The organism is Serratia sp. JSRIV004, assembly GCF_019968705.1.
GTDB classification, from domain to species: domain Bacteria; phylum Pseudomonadota; class Gammaproteobacteria; order Enterobacterales; family Enterobacteriaceae; genus Chania; species Chania fonticola_B.
This window is the reverse complement of sequence record NZ_CP074140.1, coordinates 4459895-4473689: the sequence shown is the minus strand read 5'-3', so window position 1 is coordinate 4473689 and position 13795 is coordinate 4459895. Positions and strand designations below refer to the sequence as shown.

Below are 13795 nucleotides of genomic sequence, written 5' to 3'. Positions count from 1 at the left end.
TGCGCAGGTTCTCAACAAAGTAGCCGGAATGATTTACACTCCGGTTTCTTTGTTGTGGCATGGCAGACCATAGAGATATGAGCAGATCACTTTCCATTGCGTTGGCCCAGCTGAATTTGCTGGTGGGCGATATTGAAGGCAACAGCGAGCGCATGTTGCAAACCGTGCAGGAGCAGAAGAAGGCGGGAGCCGATCTGGTCATGTTCAGCGAACTGGCGCTGTCCGGCTATCCGCCGGAAGACCTGCTGTACCGTGATGATTTCTACCAGCGTTGCGATACCCAGCTAAGCCGCTTGCAGCAGGCCTCCGCCGATGTGGCGATCCTGGTCGGCCACCCGTGGCGTGAAGACGGCAAGCTGTATAACGCGCTGTCCCTGTTCTCTGAGGGGGCTTTGCAGGCTCGTTACTTCAAGCAACAGTTGCCTAACTACGGCGTATTCGATGAGAAGCGCTACTTCCATGCGGGTGATAAAAACTGCGTGGTGGAGCTGAAAGGTTACCGCCTGGGGCTGCTGATCTGCGAAGATCTGTGGTTCCCGGAACCGGTCGATGCGGCGAAAGCGGCGGGGGCAGAGATCCTGCTGTCGATCAACGCTTCCCCGTATAACCGCGAAAAGCCGTATATCCGCAAAACCCTGATGTCCGGCCACTGCCAGCGTACAGGGTTGCCGTTGGTCTATCTGAATCAGATCGGCGGGCAGGACGAACTGATTTTTGACGGCTGTTCAAAAGTCTTTGATGCCGCTGGCAATATGACTCATCGCCTGGCGGCTTTCGCCGAACAGGTGACTCTGCTTGAGTTCAAAGGCCTGGAAGTGGTGCCGATGACGGCTCCGGCTGCAGAGTTGCCACAGCTGGCGCAGGTGTATGAAGCGCTGGTGCTGGCCGTACGCGACTATGTGACCAAGAACGGTTTCAAAGGTGCGGTGCTGGGCTTGTCCGGCGGGATCGACTCGGCGCTGACCCTGGCGATCGCCGTGGATGCGTTGGGCAAAGACAAGGTTCAGGCCTTGATGATGCCGTTCCGCTATACGGCAGATATCAGCATCGCCGATGCCAAGGAAGAGGCCGAAATCCTCGGCATCGAATTTGACATCGTCTCGATTGAACCCATGTTCGAAGCCTTTATGGGCCAGCTCGCCCCGATGTTTGCCGATACCGCACGGGATACCACCGAAGAAAACCTGCAGGCCCGCTGCCGTGGCGTGGTGCTGATGGCGCTGTCTAACAAACGCGGCAGCATCGTGTTAACCACGGGTAACAAAAGCGAGGTGGCTGTCGGTTATTGCACGCTGTATGGTGATATGGCCGGTGGTTTCGACGTATTGAAAGATGTGCCGAAAACCCTGGTGTTCAAGCTTTCCGAATACCGTAATACCGTCTCCTACGTGATCCCTCAACGGGTGATCGATCGTCCACCGTCTGCCGAGCTGGCGCCGGATCAGCTCGATCAGGATAGCCTGCCACCGTATGACATTCTGGATGCTATTCTGGAAGGTTATGTCGAGCGCGATAAATCGGTCGCCGATCTGGTTGCTGAGGGCTTTGAAGAAGCCGTGGTGCGCAAGGTGATCCGCCTGGTGGACATCAACGAGTACAAACGCCGTCAGGCCGCCGTCGGGCCGCGCATTACCGCCCGTAACTTTGGCAAAGACCGCCGCTATCCGATCACCTCCGGCTTTGGCCGTAAAAATTGGTAATTAAGGAATAAAAATGAAAAAAATTGACGCGATTATCAAGCCCTTCAAACTGGATGACGTGCGTGAAGCACTGGCCGAAGTAGGCATCACCGGCATGACGGTGACCGAAGTGAAAGGCTTTGGGCGCCAGAAGGGCCATACCGAGCTGTACCGTGGTGCCGAGTATATGGTCGACTTCCTGCCAAAGGTTAAAATCGAGATCGTGGTAGCTGACGATATCGTGGATACCTGTGTGGAAACCATCATGCAGACAGCGCAGACCGGTAAAATTGGCGACGGTAAAATCTTTGTCTTCGACGTGGCCCGTGTAGTGCGTATCCGTACTGGCGAGCAGGACGAAGAAGCGATTTAATCAAAGCCCTAACAGGCTCACAACCAAGGCGCGGCTTAGCTGCGCCTTGGTTGTTTTTGTGCACTCCCTCCCTCTTTGCGTTCTAAAAAAGCGAACGACATCGCGTTTTTCACACATTTCCTGATGGCTTACCGGTGAGCATCTACACTCAAACCAACTGTTTTGTTTGAGGTTGCTACCATGATGACGTTACGCCAAATCCGCCATTTTATTGCCGTGGCCGAAACCGGGTCGATCTCGGCGGCGGCGCAGGCGGTGTTTGTGTCACAGTCTTCGCTCACGCTGGCGATCCAGCAGTTGGAAACCGACATTGGCGTCCGGCTGTTCGAGCGCCACGCCAAGGGAATGAACCTGACCCACCAGGGGCACCAGTTCTTGCGCCAGTCATACCTGATCCTGGCAACGGTGGATAATGCCAAGCGCAGCCTGCAACTGGGCACTGAAAGCCTGAGCGGCAAACTGACCATCGGCGTCACCAGTCTGGTGGCGGGATATTTTCTGGTGGAACTGCTCAAGCGCTTCAAGTCTGCCTATCCCAACGTGACTATCCAGGTGATTGAGGACGAAAGGCCCTATATCGAGCATTTGCTGGTGAGCGGTGAAATCGATATCGGGGTGCTGATCCTGTCGAACATTGAAGATCGCGATGCCTTACAGACCGAAGTGCTGATGCACTCGCCGTATCGCCTGTGGCTACCGCCGCTGCACCCGCTGCTGGAGCACGAAAGCATCGGTTTGGCAGACGTGGCCAAACAGCCGCTGATCCAGCTCAACGTCGATGAAATGGATGTTCATGCCCGGCGCATCTGGGGACGCGCGGGCCTGAAGCCGGAGATCGCCATGAAAACTGCCTCCACCGAAGCGGTGCGTAGCCTGGTGGCGGCGGGCATGGGCATTGCCATCCTGCCGGATATGGCTTACCGCGCCTGGTCGTTGGAGGGCAATATGATTGAGGCGCGCAAGCTGGTGGATTTGCTGGAACCGCTGGATATCGGCCTGGCCTGGCGGCGTGGCAGTGCGCGGCCTGAATTGGTAACCCCATTCCTCACGATTGCGCGGGAGAACAGCAAAACGAACATGACCGGCCTCAAGCATTCGATTTAATCGAACGCTGCCTTCAGTATTTAGAATTTGTTGTCCGCAGTGCGCTCGCTTAGTCTGATTAAAACTAACTTATCACATTTAGTTAACGTTTTTGTCACATGGGGCAGCGCAATGGCAGAGCTACAGTTGGTTTCCGGTTTATCCTGTCGGCAATTCATTAACGGCGAGTCGCTCGAGGGTGAAGGCCATCAGGAGACCATTGTTAATCCTGCCAACGGTGAAACCCTGGTTTCCATTGCCGAGGCAACGCCAACCCAGGTGGGTCGCGCAGTTGCCGCCGCGCAGCAGGCATTTTCCCACTGGTCACGCACCACTCCCGCTTTCCGAGCAACAATCCTGCTGCGTATTGCCGATGCCATCGAACGGCAGGCAGAACATCTGGCGCGCCTTGAAGCGCTGAACTGCGGTAAACCTTTCCATCAGGCACTGAACGACGATCTTCCCGCAGCCATTGACGTATTCCGCTTCTTCGCCGGGGCCGTGCGCACCCAGCAAGGCCAGTTGGCAGGTGAATATGTTGAGGGCCATACCTCCATGATCCGGCGTGACCCGATCGGCGTGGTGGCCTCCATCGCACCATGGAATTATCCGCTGATGATGGCGGCCTGGAAGATTGCTCCGGCGCTTGCAGCCGGCAACACCGTAGTATTCAAGCCCTCCGAACATACGCCATTGACCATTCTGGCCTTGGTGCCTGCGTTGCAGGAAATCCTGCCGCCAGGCGTGTTGAACATTGTCTACGGCGGTGGCGAAGGGGTGGGCAGCCATCTGGTTGGTCATCCGCAGGTTCGTTTAGTGTCGGTTACCGGCGATATCGTTACCGGGCAAAAAATCTTGCAGGCGGCGGTCAAAAGCGTCAAGCGCACCCACCTGGAACTGGGCGGTAAAGCCCCGGTGATCGTCTGTGACGATGCCGATCTGGATGAGGTCGTCAGCAGTATCCGTACCTTCGGTTACTACAATGCCGGGCAGGATTGCACCGCTGCCTGCCGCATTTACGCCCAGGCAGGCATCTATCCGAAGCTGGTGGAAGCCTTGGGGGAAGCGGTCGCCAGCCTACGTTTTGCCCGCAAGCGTGATGAAGATAATGAAATCGGCCCGCTGATCAGCAGCCGCCAGCGTGACCGGGTCGCCAGCTTTGTCGAACGGGCTCTCAGCCAGCCACATATCGAATTGATTACTGGTGCGGCGGCACACTCTGGCCCCGGCTTTTACTATCAGCCCACGTTATTGGCTGGCTGCCTGCAAACCGATGAAATCGTCCAGCGCGAAGTGTTTGGCCCGGTGGTCAGCGTGACGCGTTTCGACACCCTGGAGCAGGCGGTGACCTGGGCCAACGATTCCGAATACGGTCTGGCCTCCTCGGTGTGGACACAGAATATCGACCGCGCGCTGCATATCGCGGCGCATCTGCAATATGGCAGCACCTGGATCAACACCCACTTTACGCTGGCGAGCGAAATGCCTCACGGCGGCTTAAAGCGCTCCGGCTACGGCAAAGATCTCTCCAGCGATTCATTACAGGATTACAGCGTTGTCCGGCACGTGATGGCGAAGTTCAAGGCTTCCTTCTAGCCACACGGCCGATAAAAAATCGGCGGCAACCGTTCCTTGCCGCATACCAACATGCAACACAGGGGTAATTACGATGGGAAAAACACACGCAATCACCACAGTCACCGCACTCTGTATGACGATCCTTTGCGGTATGGCTCAGGCCGCCGATACGCCACAGCCGTTGGGCAAGGGGGAAGGGCGGTTGGACATCATCGCCTGGCCCGGCTACATCGAACGTGGTCAGTCCGACAAGAACTACGACTGGGTGACCCAGTTTGAGAAACAGACCGGCTGCGCGGTGAATGTGAAAACCGCCGCGACCTCGGATGAAATGGTCAGCTTGATGGCAAAAGGCGGTTACGATCTGGTGACCGCTTCTGGCGATGCCTCGCTGCGCCTGATCTACGGCAAACGCGTGCAGCCAATCAATACCGCGCTGATCCCTAACTGGCAGAATATCGACCCACGCCTGATAAACGGCCCTTGGTACAACGTGGCGGGCAAAACCTACGGTACGCCATATCAGTGGGGGCCAAACCTGCTGATGTATAACACCAAAACCTTCCCGACGCCGCCAGACAGCTGGGCTGTGGTGTTCCAGCAGCAAAACCTGCCGGACGGCAAGACCAATCAAGGCCGGGTGCAGGCTTACGACGGCCCAATCTATATCGCCGATGCGGCGCTGTTCCTGAAAGCGACTCAACCCCAGCTTGGCATCACCGACCCTTACCAACTGAACGAAGAGCAGTATCAGGCGGCACTGAAACTGCTGCGCAGCCAGCACGCGCTGATCCACCGTTACTGGCATGACACCTCGGTACAGATGAGCGATTTCAAAAACGAAGGCGTGGTGGCTTCCAGCGCCTGGCCATACCAGGCCAACGCCCTGAAAGGCGAAGGCCAGCCTATCGCTACCGTATTCCCGAAAGAAGGGGTTACCGGCTGGGCGGATACCACCATGTTGCACGCCGAGGCCAAGCATCCAAGCTGCGCCTACCAGTGGATGAACTGGTCGCTGGAACCGAAGGTACAGGGTGACGTTGCGGCCTGGTTTGGCTCGTTACCGGCAGTTCCTGCCGGTTGCAAAGCCAGCACCTTGCTCGGTGACAAAGGGTGTGAAACCAACGGTTTCAACCAGTTTGACAAAATTGCCTTCTGGAAAACGCCACAGGCCGAGGGCGGCAAGTTCGTCCCTTATAGCCGCTGGACCCAGGACTACATCGCCATCATGGGCGGTAGATAACCCTTATAGCTCTCACCTGCGAGCGCTAGACGGCTCCCCTGTGGGGGACCGATCGAGTTTGCTGAGATGACCTTTTTACTTCCCAAAGAGCAGGGACTAACAGCTCCCTCTCCCTTTGGGAGAGGGTTGGGGTGAGGGGCAACATTTTGGAGCGTACATCATGACCATTGCTGTGCAATTTATCGATGTCTCGCGCATTTTCGGCGATGTTCGCGCCGTAGATCGGGTTTCTGTTGAAATACAGGACGGCGAGTTTTTCTCCATGCTTGGGCCTTCAGGCTCGGGTAAAACCACCTGCCTGCGGCTGATCGCTGGCTTTGAACAACTTAGCTCCGGCTCCATCCGTATTCATGGGCAAGAGGCGAGCAATCTGCCGCCTTACCAGCGCGATGTGAACACCGTGTTCCAGGACTATGCGCTGTTCCCACACATGTCGGTGCTGGAGAACGTGGCCTACGGCCTGATGGTGAAAGGTGTTGCCAAGCGTGAACGGCTGGCGCGGGCGAATCAGGCATTGGAAAGCGTGGCATTGGGGTTTGCTGCCGAACGTAAACCGGCGCACCTTTCCGGTGGCCAACGTCAGCGCGTGGCTCTGGCTCGTGCATTGGTCAATCGCCCACGCGTGCTGCTGCTGGACGAACCGCTTGGGGCGTTGGACCTGAAATTGCGTGAGCAGATGCAGGGGGAGTTGAAGAAGCTGCAACGCCAACTGGGCATCACCTTTATCTTCGTTACGCACGATCAAAGCGAAGCCCTGTCGATGTCCGATCGGGTGGCGGTATTTAACAATGGCCGCATTGAGCAGGTAGATGCGCCTCGCGAACTGTATATGCGGCCAAGAACGCCGTTTGTCGCCGAGTTTGTCGGCACGTCCAACGTGGTACGCAGCGAATTGGCGGAGCGGTTGCTGGGGCAATCGGCCACCTTTTCGATCCGCCCGGAGCATATCCGCCTGCTGGATCAAAGCGGCGCAACGCAGGGGGAAGTTCAGGTTCAGGGTACCTTGCAGGATATCCATTACCAAGGGGCGGCGACACGCTATGAAATCGCCCTGAGCAGCGGTGAGAAACTGCTGGTCAGCCAGGCTAACCCGCAGTGGCAGGCCGTGGCACAGCAGCGCCTGATCGGTCAGCCGGTCACCGCCTGTTGGGCCAGAGAGGCAATGGTGCCGCTGCTGGAGGAGAGGTGAGATGGACATGAGCATCGAGCAGCCGGCAGCGCCCGGCGGTAAAATTCGCGCGATTTCCACCTACCTGTACCGCAAGCCAACGCTGTATCTGCTGCTGTTGCTGGTACCGCCGCTGCTGTGGTTTGGGGCGGTGTATCTGGGCTCGCTGCTGACCCTGCTGTGGCAGGGCTTTTACACCTTCGACGACTTCACCATGACGGTGACGCCGGATCTGACCTTCGCCAACCTGAGCGCGCTGTTCAACCCGGCCAACTATGACATCATCGTCCGTACGCTGACCATGGCGGTGGTCGTTTCGCTGGCCAGTGCGGTATTGGCATTCCCCATCGCCTATTACATGGCCCGATACACCAGCGGCAAGGTAAAAGCGTTCTTTTATATCGCCGTGATGATGCCGATGTGGGCCAGCTACATCGTTAAAGCCTATGCCTGGACGCTATTGCTGGCGAAAGACGGCGTGGCGCAGTGGTTCCTGCAACATATGGGGCTGGAGCCGGTATTGGCGAGCATTCTGAGCATTCCCGGCGTAGGGGGTAATACGCTATCCACTTCCGGTCTTGGGCGCTTCCTGGTGTTTGTCTATATTTGGCTGCCGTTCATGATCTTACCGATCCAGGCGGCGTTAGAGCGCTTGCCGCCTTCGTTGCTGCACGCTTCTGCGGATCTGGGCGCGCGCCCGTCCCAAACGTTCCGCTATGTGATCCTGCCGCTGGCGGTACCGGGTATCGCAGCCGGTTCCATCTTTACTTTTTCGCTGACGCTGGGTGATTTTATCGTGCCACAGCTGGTGGGGCCGCCGGGCTACTTTATTGGCAGCATGGTGTATGCCCAACAGGGGGCGATCGGCAATATGCCGATGGCGGCCGCCTTTACGCTGGTGCCGATCGTCCTGATCGCCATTTATCTCTCGATTGTGAAACGCCTGGGGGCCTTCGATGCACTCTGAACGCGCGCCGTTAGGGCTGAAACTGGCCGCCTGGGGTGGCCTGATCTTCCTGCACTTCCCGATAGTGATTATTGCCATGTACGCCTTCAATACCGAAGACGCGGCATTCAGCTTCCCGCCGCGGGGCTTCACCCTGCATTGGTTCAGCGTGGCGGCGGGGCGGCAGGACATTATTGATGCGGTACTGCTTTCGGTACAGATCGCCTGCCTGGCCACGGCGATTGCGCTGGTGCTCGGCACGCTGGCCGCAGCGGCGCTGTATCGCCGGGATTTCTTCGGCAAGGACAGCATTTCTCTGCTGCTGCTGTTACCTATTGCCTTGCCGGGGATCGTCACCGGTCTGGCATTGCTGGCGGCCTTCAAGGCGCTGAACATCGAACCGGGGATCATGACGATCGTCATCGGCCATGCCACCTTCTGCGTGGTGATCGTGTTCAACAACGTGATCGCCCGCTTCCGCCGAACCTCACACAGCCTGATCGAAGCCTCGATGGATTTGGGGGCCGATGGCTGGCAGACCTTCCGTTACGTGATCTTGCCGAATCTGGGCTCGGCACTGCTGGCGGGAGGGATGCTGGCGTTTGCCCTGTCATTCGACGAAATCATTGTGACCACCTTCACCGCCGGGCACGAACGTACGCTGCCGCTGTGGCTGCTGAACCAGTTGGGCCGCCCACGTGATGTGCCGATCACCAACGTGGTCGCGTTGTCGGTGATGGTATTGACGATGTTCCCGATCCTGGGCGCGTACTACCTGACCAAAGGCGGAGAAAGCGTCGCAGGCAGCGGTAAATAGCACCTCAATTCCTAAATAGCTTATGCCAATATTTCAAAGGATAACCCTATGCAAAGCCAACTGCTGATTAATGGTCAACTGGTTACCGGCCAGGGCGAAAAGTTGCCGGTCTACAACCCGGCAACGGGAGAAGTGATTGTTCAAGTGGCCGAGGCCAGCGCACAGCAGGTTGAAGAGGCCGTGCAGGCCGCCGATGCGGCGTTTGAACAGTGGGGGCAAACTACCCCGAAAGAGCGTGCCGAACACTTACTGGCGCTGGCGGACGTGATTGACCAGCATGCGGAAACCTTCGCCAAACTGGAGTCCCTCAACTGCGGCAAGCCTTATCACTGTGCGCTGAATGACGAACTGCCTGCGGTGGCCGATGTCTTCCGCTTCTTTGCCGGTGCCAGCCGTTGCCTGAGTGGCATGGCGGCCGGTGAATATCTGGCGGGGCACACTTCGATGATCCGCCGCGATCCGTTGGGCGTGGTGGCTTCGATTGCTCCCTGGAATTACCCACTGATGATGGCCGCCTGGAAGTTGGCACCCGCGTTGGCGGCAGGGAACTGCGTGGTGATCAAACCTTCTGAACAGACGCCGTTAACCACTTTCAAGCTGGCCGAACTGGCCGCTGGCGTGTTCCCGCCGGGCGTACTCAACGTGCTGTTTGGCCGTGGTGCCAGCGTGGGCGATGTGCTGACCGGACATGACAAGGTGCGCATGGTCTCTCTTACCGGCTCTATTGCTACCGGTGAGCATATCATTGCCCATACCGCTCCAGGGATTAAACGCACCCATATGGAGCTGGGCGGCAAAGCGCCGGTAATCGTCTTCGATGATGCCGACATTCAGCAGGTTGTTGACGGCATCCGCACCTTCGGTTTTTACAATGCCGGGCAGGATTGCACCGCTGCCTGCCGGATCTATGCGCAAAAAGGCATTTACCCAAAGCTGGTGAAAGCGCTGGGCGAAGCGGTGGCCAGCTTGAAGATCGGGCCACCGGAAGACAGCAGTACCGAATTAGGACCGTTGATCACTTCCCAGCATCTGGAGCGGGTGATTGGCTTTGTTGAGCGGGCCAAAGCACTGCCTCATATCCAGGTGGTCACCGGGGGCGAAAAAGTCGCTGGCCCTGGCTTCTATTTCCAACCAACGCTGTTGGCAGGTGCGCGCCAGGAAGATGAGATTGTCCAGCGTGAAGTGTTTGGCCCAGTAGTGACGGTGACGGAATTCGACGACGAGGCGCAGGTACTGGCCTGGGCCAACGCCTCCAATTACGGTCTTGCTTCCTCTTTGTGGACGCGTGACGTAGGGCGTGCCCATCGCCTGAGCGCGCGTTTGCAGTATGGCTGCACCTGGGTGAACACCCACTTTATGCTGGTGAGCGAAATGCCGCACGGCGGGCAGAAGCTGTCGGGCTATGGCAAAGACATGTCGATGTACGGGCTGGAGGATTACACCACCATTCGCCATGTGATGTTCAAACACTAATCTGCTTGATCTGGTAGGATTTATACGCACAATAACGCGGCTCTCAGGCTGGCTTCGGCTGGCCTGATAATAATAAAGAATAAAAGGACGCTTTTATGGCTATCACCCGTCGCGATTTTCTTAATGGGGTGGCGATCACCATCGCCGCCGGGCTTACGCCGATGCAGATCCTGCGCGCATCGCCGCAAGCCGCCCATCAAACTCTGTATTACCCACCAGCGTTAACTGGCCTGCGCGGCAATCATCCAGGCTCATTCGAACATGCCCATCAACTGGGGCGTGATGGCAAAACCTTTGATTTTGGCAACCTGCCGATCGAAGAAGAATTCGATCTGGTGATCGTCGGCGCTGGCATCAGCGGCCTGGCGGCGGCCTGTTTCTGGCAGCAAATGAAGGGCAAACAGCAACGTATTTTGCTGATTGATAACCATGATGACTTTGGCGGCCACGCCAAGCGTAACGAATTCAGCAGCGAGAACGGCACCCTCCTCGGTTACGGGGGCAGCGAATCGTTACAGTCGCCGCGTTCCAACTTCAGCCCGGTCGCCATGGGGTTGCTGAAAAATCTGGGCGTTAGCCTGGACGGTATGGAAAAGGCCTTCGACACCACTTTCTATCCGGACCTCAATCTCAGCCGTGGCGTCTACTTCGATCGCCAGAACTTTGGCGTTGATAAGGTGGTCAGTGGCGATCCGGGCCGAGTGGTGGCGGATGATATTCCGCGTGATCGCCTCAATGGTCGCTCTTATGAAGATTTTATCAACGACTTCCCGTTGCCGCAGGCCGATCGCCAGGCCTTGATTGCGCTGCACACCGTCGAAAAAGACTACCTGCCGGGCCTGAGCCAGGAAGAGAAGGTGGCCTGGTTGGACAAGCACAGCTATAGCCAGTTCCTGCGCGAGAAAGTGGGGCTGAGCGAAATGGCGATCCGCTATTTCCAGCAAACCACCAACGATTTTCAGGCCGTCGGCATTGATGCGACCTCTTGCAGCGATGCCCGCATCTGTGATCTGCCAGGCCTGAACGGCATGAACCTGCCGCCGTTGGATGAGGAATCGCAGGCCGATCTTGACGATCCCTATGTATTCCACTTCCCGGATGGCAACGCTACGCTGGCTCGCCTGATGGTGCGTCATTTGATCCCGGCGGTGGCACCGGGTGGCAAAGATATGAACGACGTCATCCTGGCAAAGTTTGATTACAGCCAGCTGGATCGCCCCGAGTCGCCGGTGAAACTACGCTTGAACAGCACCGGGCTGCACGTGGCCAACGTGGGTGATAAGGCCGAGCTGACCTATATCAACGGCGAGAAGATGGTCAAAGTACGGGCCGGGCAAGTGGTGATGGCCGGTTACAATATGATGATCCCTTATCTGATCCCGGAAATGCCTCACGAGCAGCAAGAGGCGCTGAAGCAGAACGTCAAATCGCCATTGGTGTACAGCAAGGTGGTGATCCGCAACTGGCAGCCGTTTATCAAACTGGGAGTGCACGAAGTGTATGCCCCGACCGCGCCTTATAGCCGGGTGAAATTGGACTACCCGGTAAGCATGGGGGGATATCAGCACCCACGCGATCCAAACCAGCCTATCGGGCTGCATATGGTGTATGTGCCGACATTGCCCGGCAGCGGCCTTAGCCCGCGTGAACAGTCGCGCAAAGGGCGAGCGCTGTTGCTAGGAACCCCGTTTGAGGTACATGAGAAGATGATCCGTGAGCAGCTGCAGGGCATGTTAGGTGATGCCGGATTTGATCATCAGCGGGATATTCAGGCGATCACCGTCAACCGCTGGTCGCACGGTTACTCCTATTTCCTCAACGGTATGTTCGATGATGAAGATGAGTCCCAAAAGATCATCGAAACCGCGCGGCAACCGATCGGCAAGATCGTCATTGCCAATTCCGATTCCGACTGGAGCCCGTATGCCAACTCGGCGATCGATCAGGCTTGGCGAGCCGTGAATGAACTGGCCTACGGCAAGGTTGCTGCCAAGGAGGGGGTATGACATTACGTCCGTGGTATCTGATGCTGTTGCTGGCTGGTGGCTCGGCTCACGCCATGTCCGCCGGGGAATACGTGGCCAAGGCAGGGGACTGTACGGCTTGCCATACCGCTCCGGGTGGTAAGGAACTGGCGGGCGGGATGAAGTTCCCAACGCCGGTAGGGGATATCTATGCCACCAATATTACGCCCGATAAACAGCAAGGTATTGGTAGCTACAGCTTTGCAGAGTTCGATCGTGCCATGCGGCAGGGCGTGGCCAAAGATGGGCATCGTCTGTATCCCGCCATGCCTTATACCTCCTACGCCAAAATGAGCGAGCAGGACATGCGTGCTCTGTATGACTACCTGATGCACGAAGTCCCGGCGCAAGACACTGCCAACCGGGAAAGCGATATCAGCTGGCCAATGTCCATGCGTTGGCCGTTAGGGGTATGGAATACGCTGTTCCATGAAGACCAAACCTATCAGCCAGACAGTAAGCAAAGCGCCCAGTGGAATCGCGGCGCCTATCTGGTACAGGGGCTGGGCCACTGTGGCAGTTGCCATACTCCGCGCGGCTGGGCGATGCAGGAAAAAGGGCTGGATAACCAATCCCCTGAGTTCCTGAGCGGCGCAGAGTTGGATGGTTGGTATGCACCGAGCCTGCGTGGGTTGAAGCCGGATGATGTGGTTGCGCTGCTGAAAAGCGGCCGCAGCCAACATGCGGCTGTGGCCGGGCCGATGAGCGACGTGGTGGCGCACAGCACGCAATACCTCAGCGATGACGATTTAAAGGCTATCGCGCAGTATGTACACAGCCTGGAGATAGAGGCACCGAAACCTGTAGCAACCATGGCGGCATCAAGCGCGAGCATGGCTTCTGGCGGGCAGATCTATGCGATGTACTGTTCAACTTGCCATGGCAATAAGGGGGAGGGGAGCGACAATGTCATACCTGCTCTGGCGGGCAATCTGTCGGTGACGGCGGATAATCCACTGACCGCCTTGCGCGTGGTGCTGGAAGGAGCGCATACGCCCGTCACCCAACATGCACCATCTATCGTTATGCCGGGCTATGGCTGGGTGCTCAACGATCAGAAGGCTGCCGATCTGATGAGCTATCTGCGTGGGAGCTGGGGGAACCAGGCTGCGCCGGTGACGGCGGAACAGGTACGGGATGCGTGGAAGCTGACTAAATAACAGAGTGTTGCGGTGTGTTACTCTGTGCTTGTTTTATAGGGTTCGAACATGTTCGAACCCTATAACTTCAGCCACTCTCATCGAATGCCACCTCCAGATTGTCGAAGCGCCGTATATCGTACCCAGGCAAACCCCACCGTATACACCAAATTAACATCATGTCTGCGATATCTGATGCAGCTAATTAAAAAATAATTAACCATCGTGTTTTCCCTTCCGAATAAGCTCGTCATAATACTCAGGCGTATGGA

Annotated in this window: 11 protein-coding genes; all 11 read left to right on the top strand. The window is 57.2% G+C overall.

What is annotated here, in order from left to right:
* The first annotated feature begins 77 nt into the window (after positions 1–77).
* The 11 genes from KGP21_RS21330 to KGP21_RS21280 all read left to right on the top strand — a co-directional run bounded on the left by KGP21_RS21330 (position 78) and on the right by KGP21_RS21280 (position 13544).
* Entirely contained in the window at positions 78–1700 is a 1623-nt protein-coding gene (locus KGP21_RS21330; RefSeq protein WP_223536216.1) for an NAD+ synthase, read from the top strand.
* 13 nt (positions 1701–1713) lie between these two features.
* Positions 1714–2052 (top strand): nitrogen regulatory protein P-II, encoded by a 339-nt coding sequence (glnB, locus tag KGP21_RS21325; RefSeq protein ID WP_004847623.1) that lies wholly within the window; start codon positions 1714–1716, stop codon positions 2050–2052.
* 180 nt (positions 2053–2232) lie between these two features.
* Positions 2233–3156 carry a LysR substrate-binding domain-containing protein gene (locus tag KGP21_RS21320; protein ID WP_021807699.1) on the top strand — a complete coding sequence of 308 codons (924 nt, stop codon included), beginning with the start codon at positions 2233–2235 and terminating at the stop codon, positions 3154–3156.
* A gap of 111 nt (positions 3157–3267) precedes the next feature.
* Positions 3268–4731 (top strand): gamma-aminobutyraldehyde dehydrogenase, encoded by a 1464-nt coding sequence (locus tag KGP21_RS21315; RefSeq protein WP_223536215.1) that lies wholly within the window; start codon positions 3268–3270, stop codon positions 4729–4731.
* A 115-nt stretch (positions 4732–4846) separates the two neighbouring features.
* Positions 4847–5956 carry a putative ABC transporter substrate-binding protein YdcS gene (ydcS, locus tag KGP21_RS21310; protein ID WP_371822716.1) on the top strand — a complete coding sequence of 370 codons (1110 nt, stop codon included), beginning with the start codon at positions 4847–4849 and terminating at the stop codon, positions 5954–5956.
* A 160-nt stretch (positions 5957–6116) separates the two neighbouring features.
* Positions 6117–7145 (top strand): ABC transporter ATP-binding protein, encoded by a 1029-nt coding sequence (locus KGP21_RS21305; protein ID WP_021178883.1) that lies wholly within the window; start codon positions 6117–6119, stop codon positions 7143–7145.
* A 1-nt stretch (position 7146) separates the two neighbouring features.
* Positions 7147–8091, top strand: a complete 945-nt coding sequence (locus KGP21_RS21300) for an ABC transporter permease (protein ID WP_021807702.1) — start codon at positions 7147–7149, stop codon at positions 8089–8091.
* Positions 8081–8887, top strand: a complete 807-nt coding sequence (locus KGP21_RS21295; protein WP_021178881.1) for an ABC transporter permease — start codon at positions 8081–8083, stop codon at positions 8885–8887. The genes KGP21_RS21300 and KGP21_RS21295 overlap by 11 nt, the downstream gene beginning before the upstream one ends.
* A 48-nt stretch (positions 8888–8935) precedes the next feature.
* Positions 8936–10360, top strand: a complete 1425-nt coding sequence (patD, locus tag KGP21_RS21290) for an aminobutyraldehyde dehydrogenase (protein WP_021807703.1) — start codon at positions 8936–8938, stop codon at positions 10358–10360.
* A 95-nt stretch (positions 10361–10455) separates the two neighbouring features.
* A complete protein-coding gene (locus tag KGP21_RS21285) occupies positions 10456–12366 on the top strand; it encodes an FAD/NAD(P)-binding protein (RefSeq protein ID WP_223536214.1) in 1911 nt (636 codons plus the stop codon).
* Positions 12363–13544 carry a cytochrome c gene (locus KGP21_RS21280; protein WP_223536213.1) on the top strand — a complete coding sequence of 394 codons (1182 nt, stop codon included), beginning with the start codon at positions 12363–12365 and terminating at the stop codon, positions 13542–13544. The genes KGP21_RS21285 and KGP21_RS21280 overlap by 4 nt, the downstream gene beginning before the upstream one ends.
* Positions 13545–13795 lie beyond the last annotated feature (251 nt).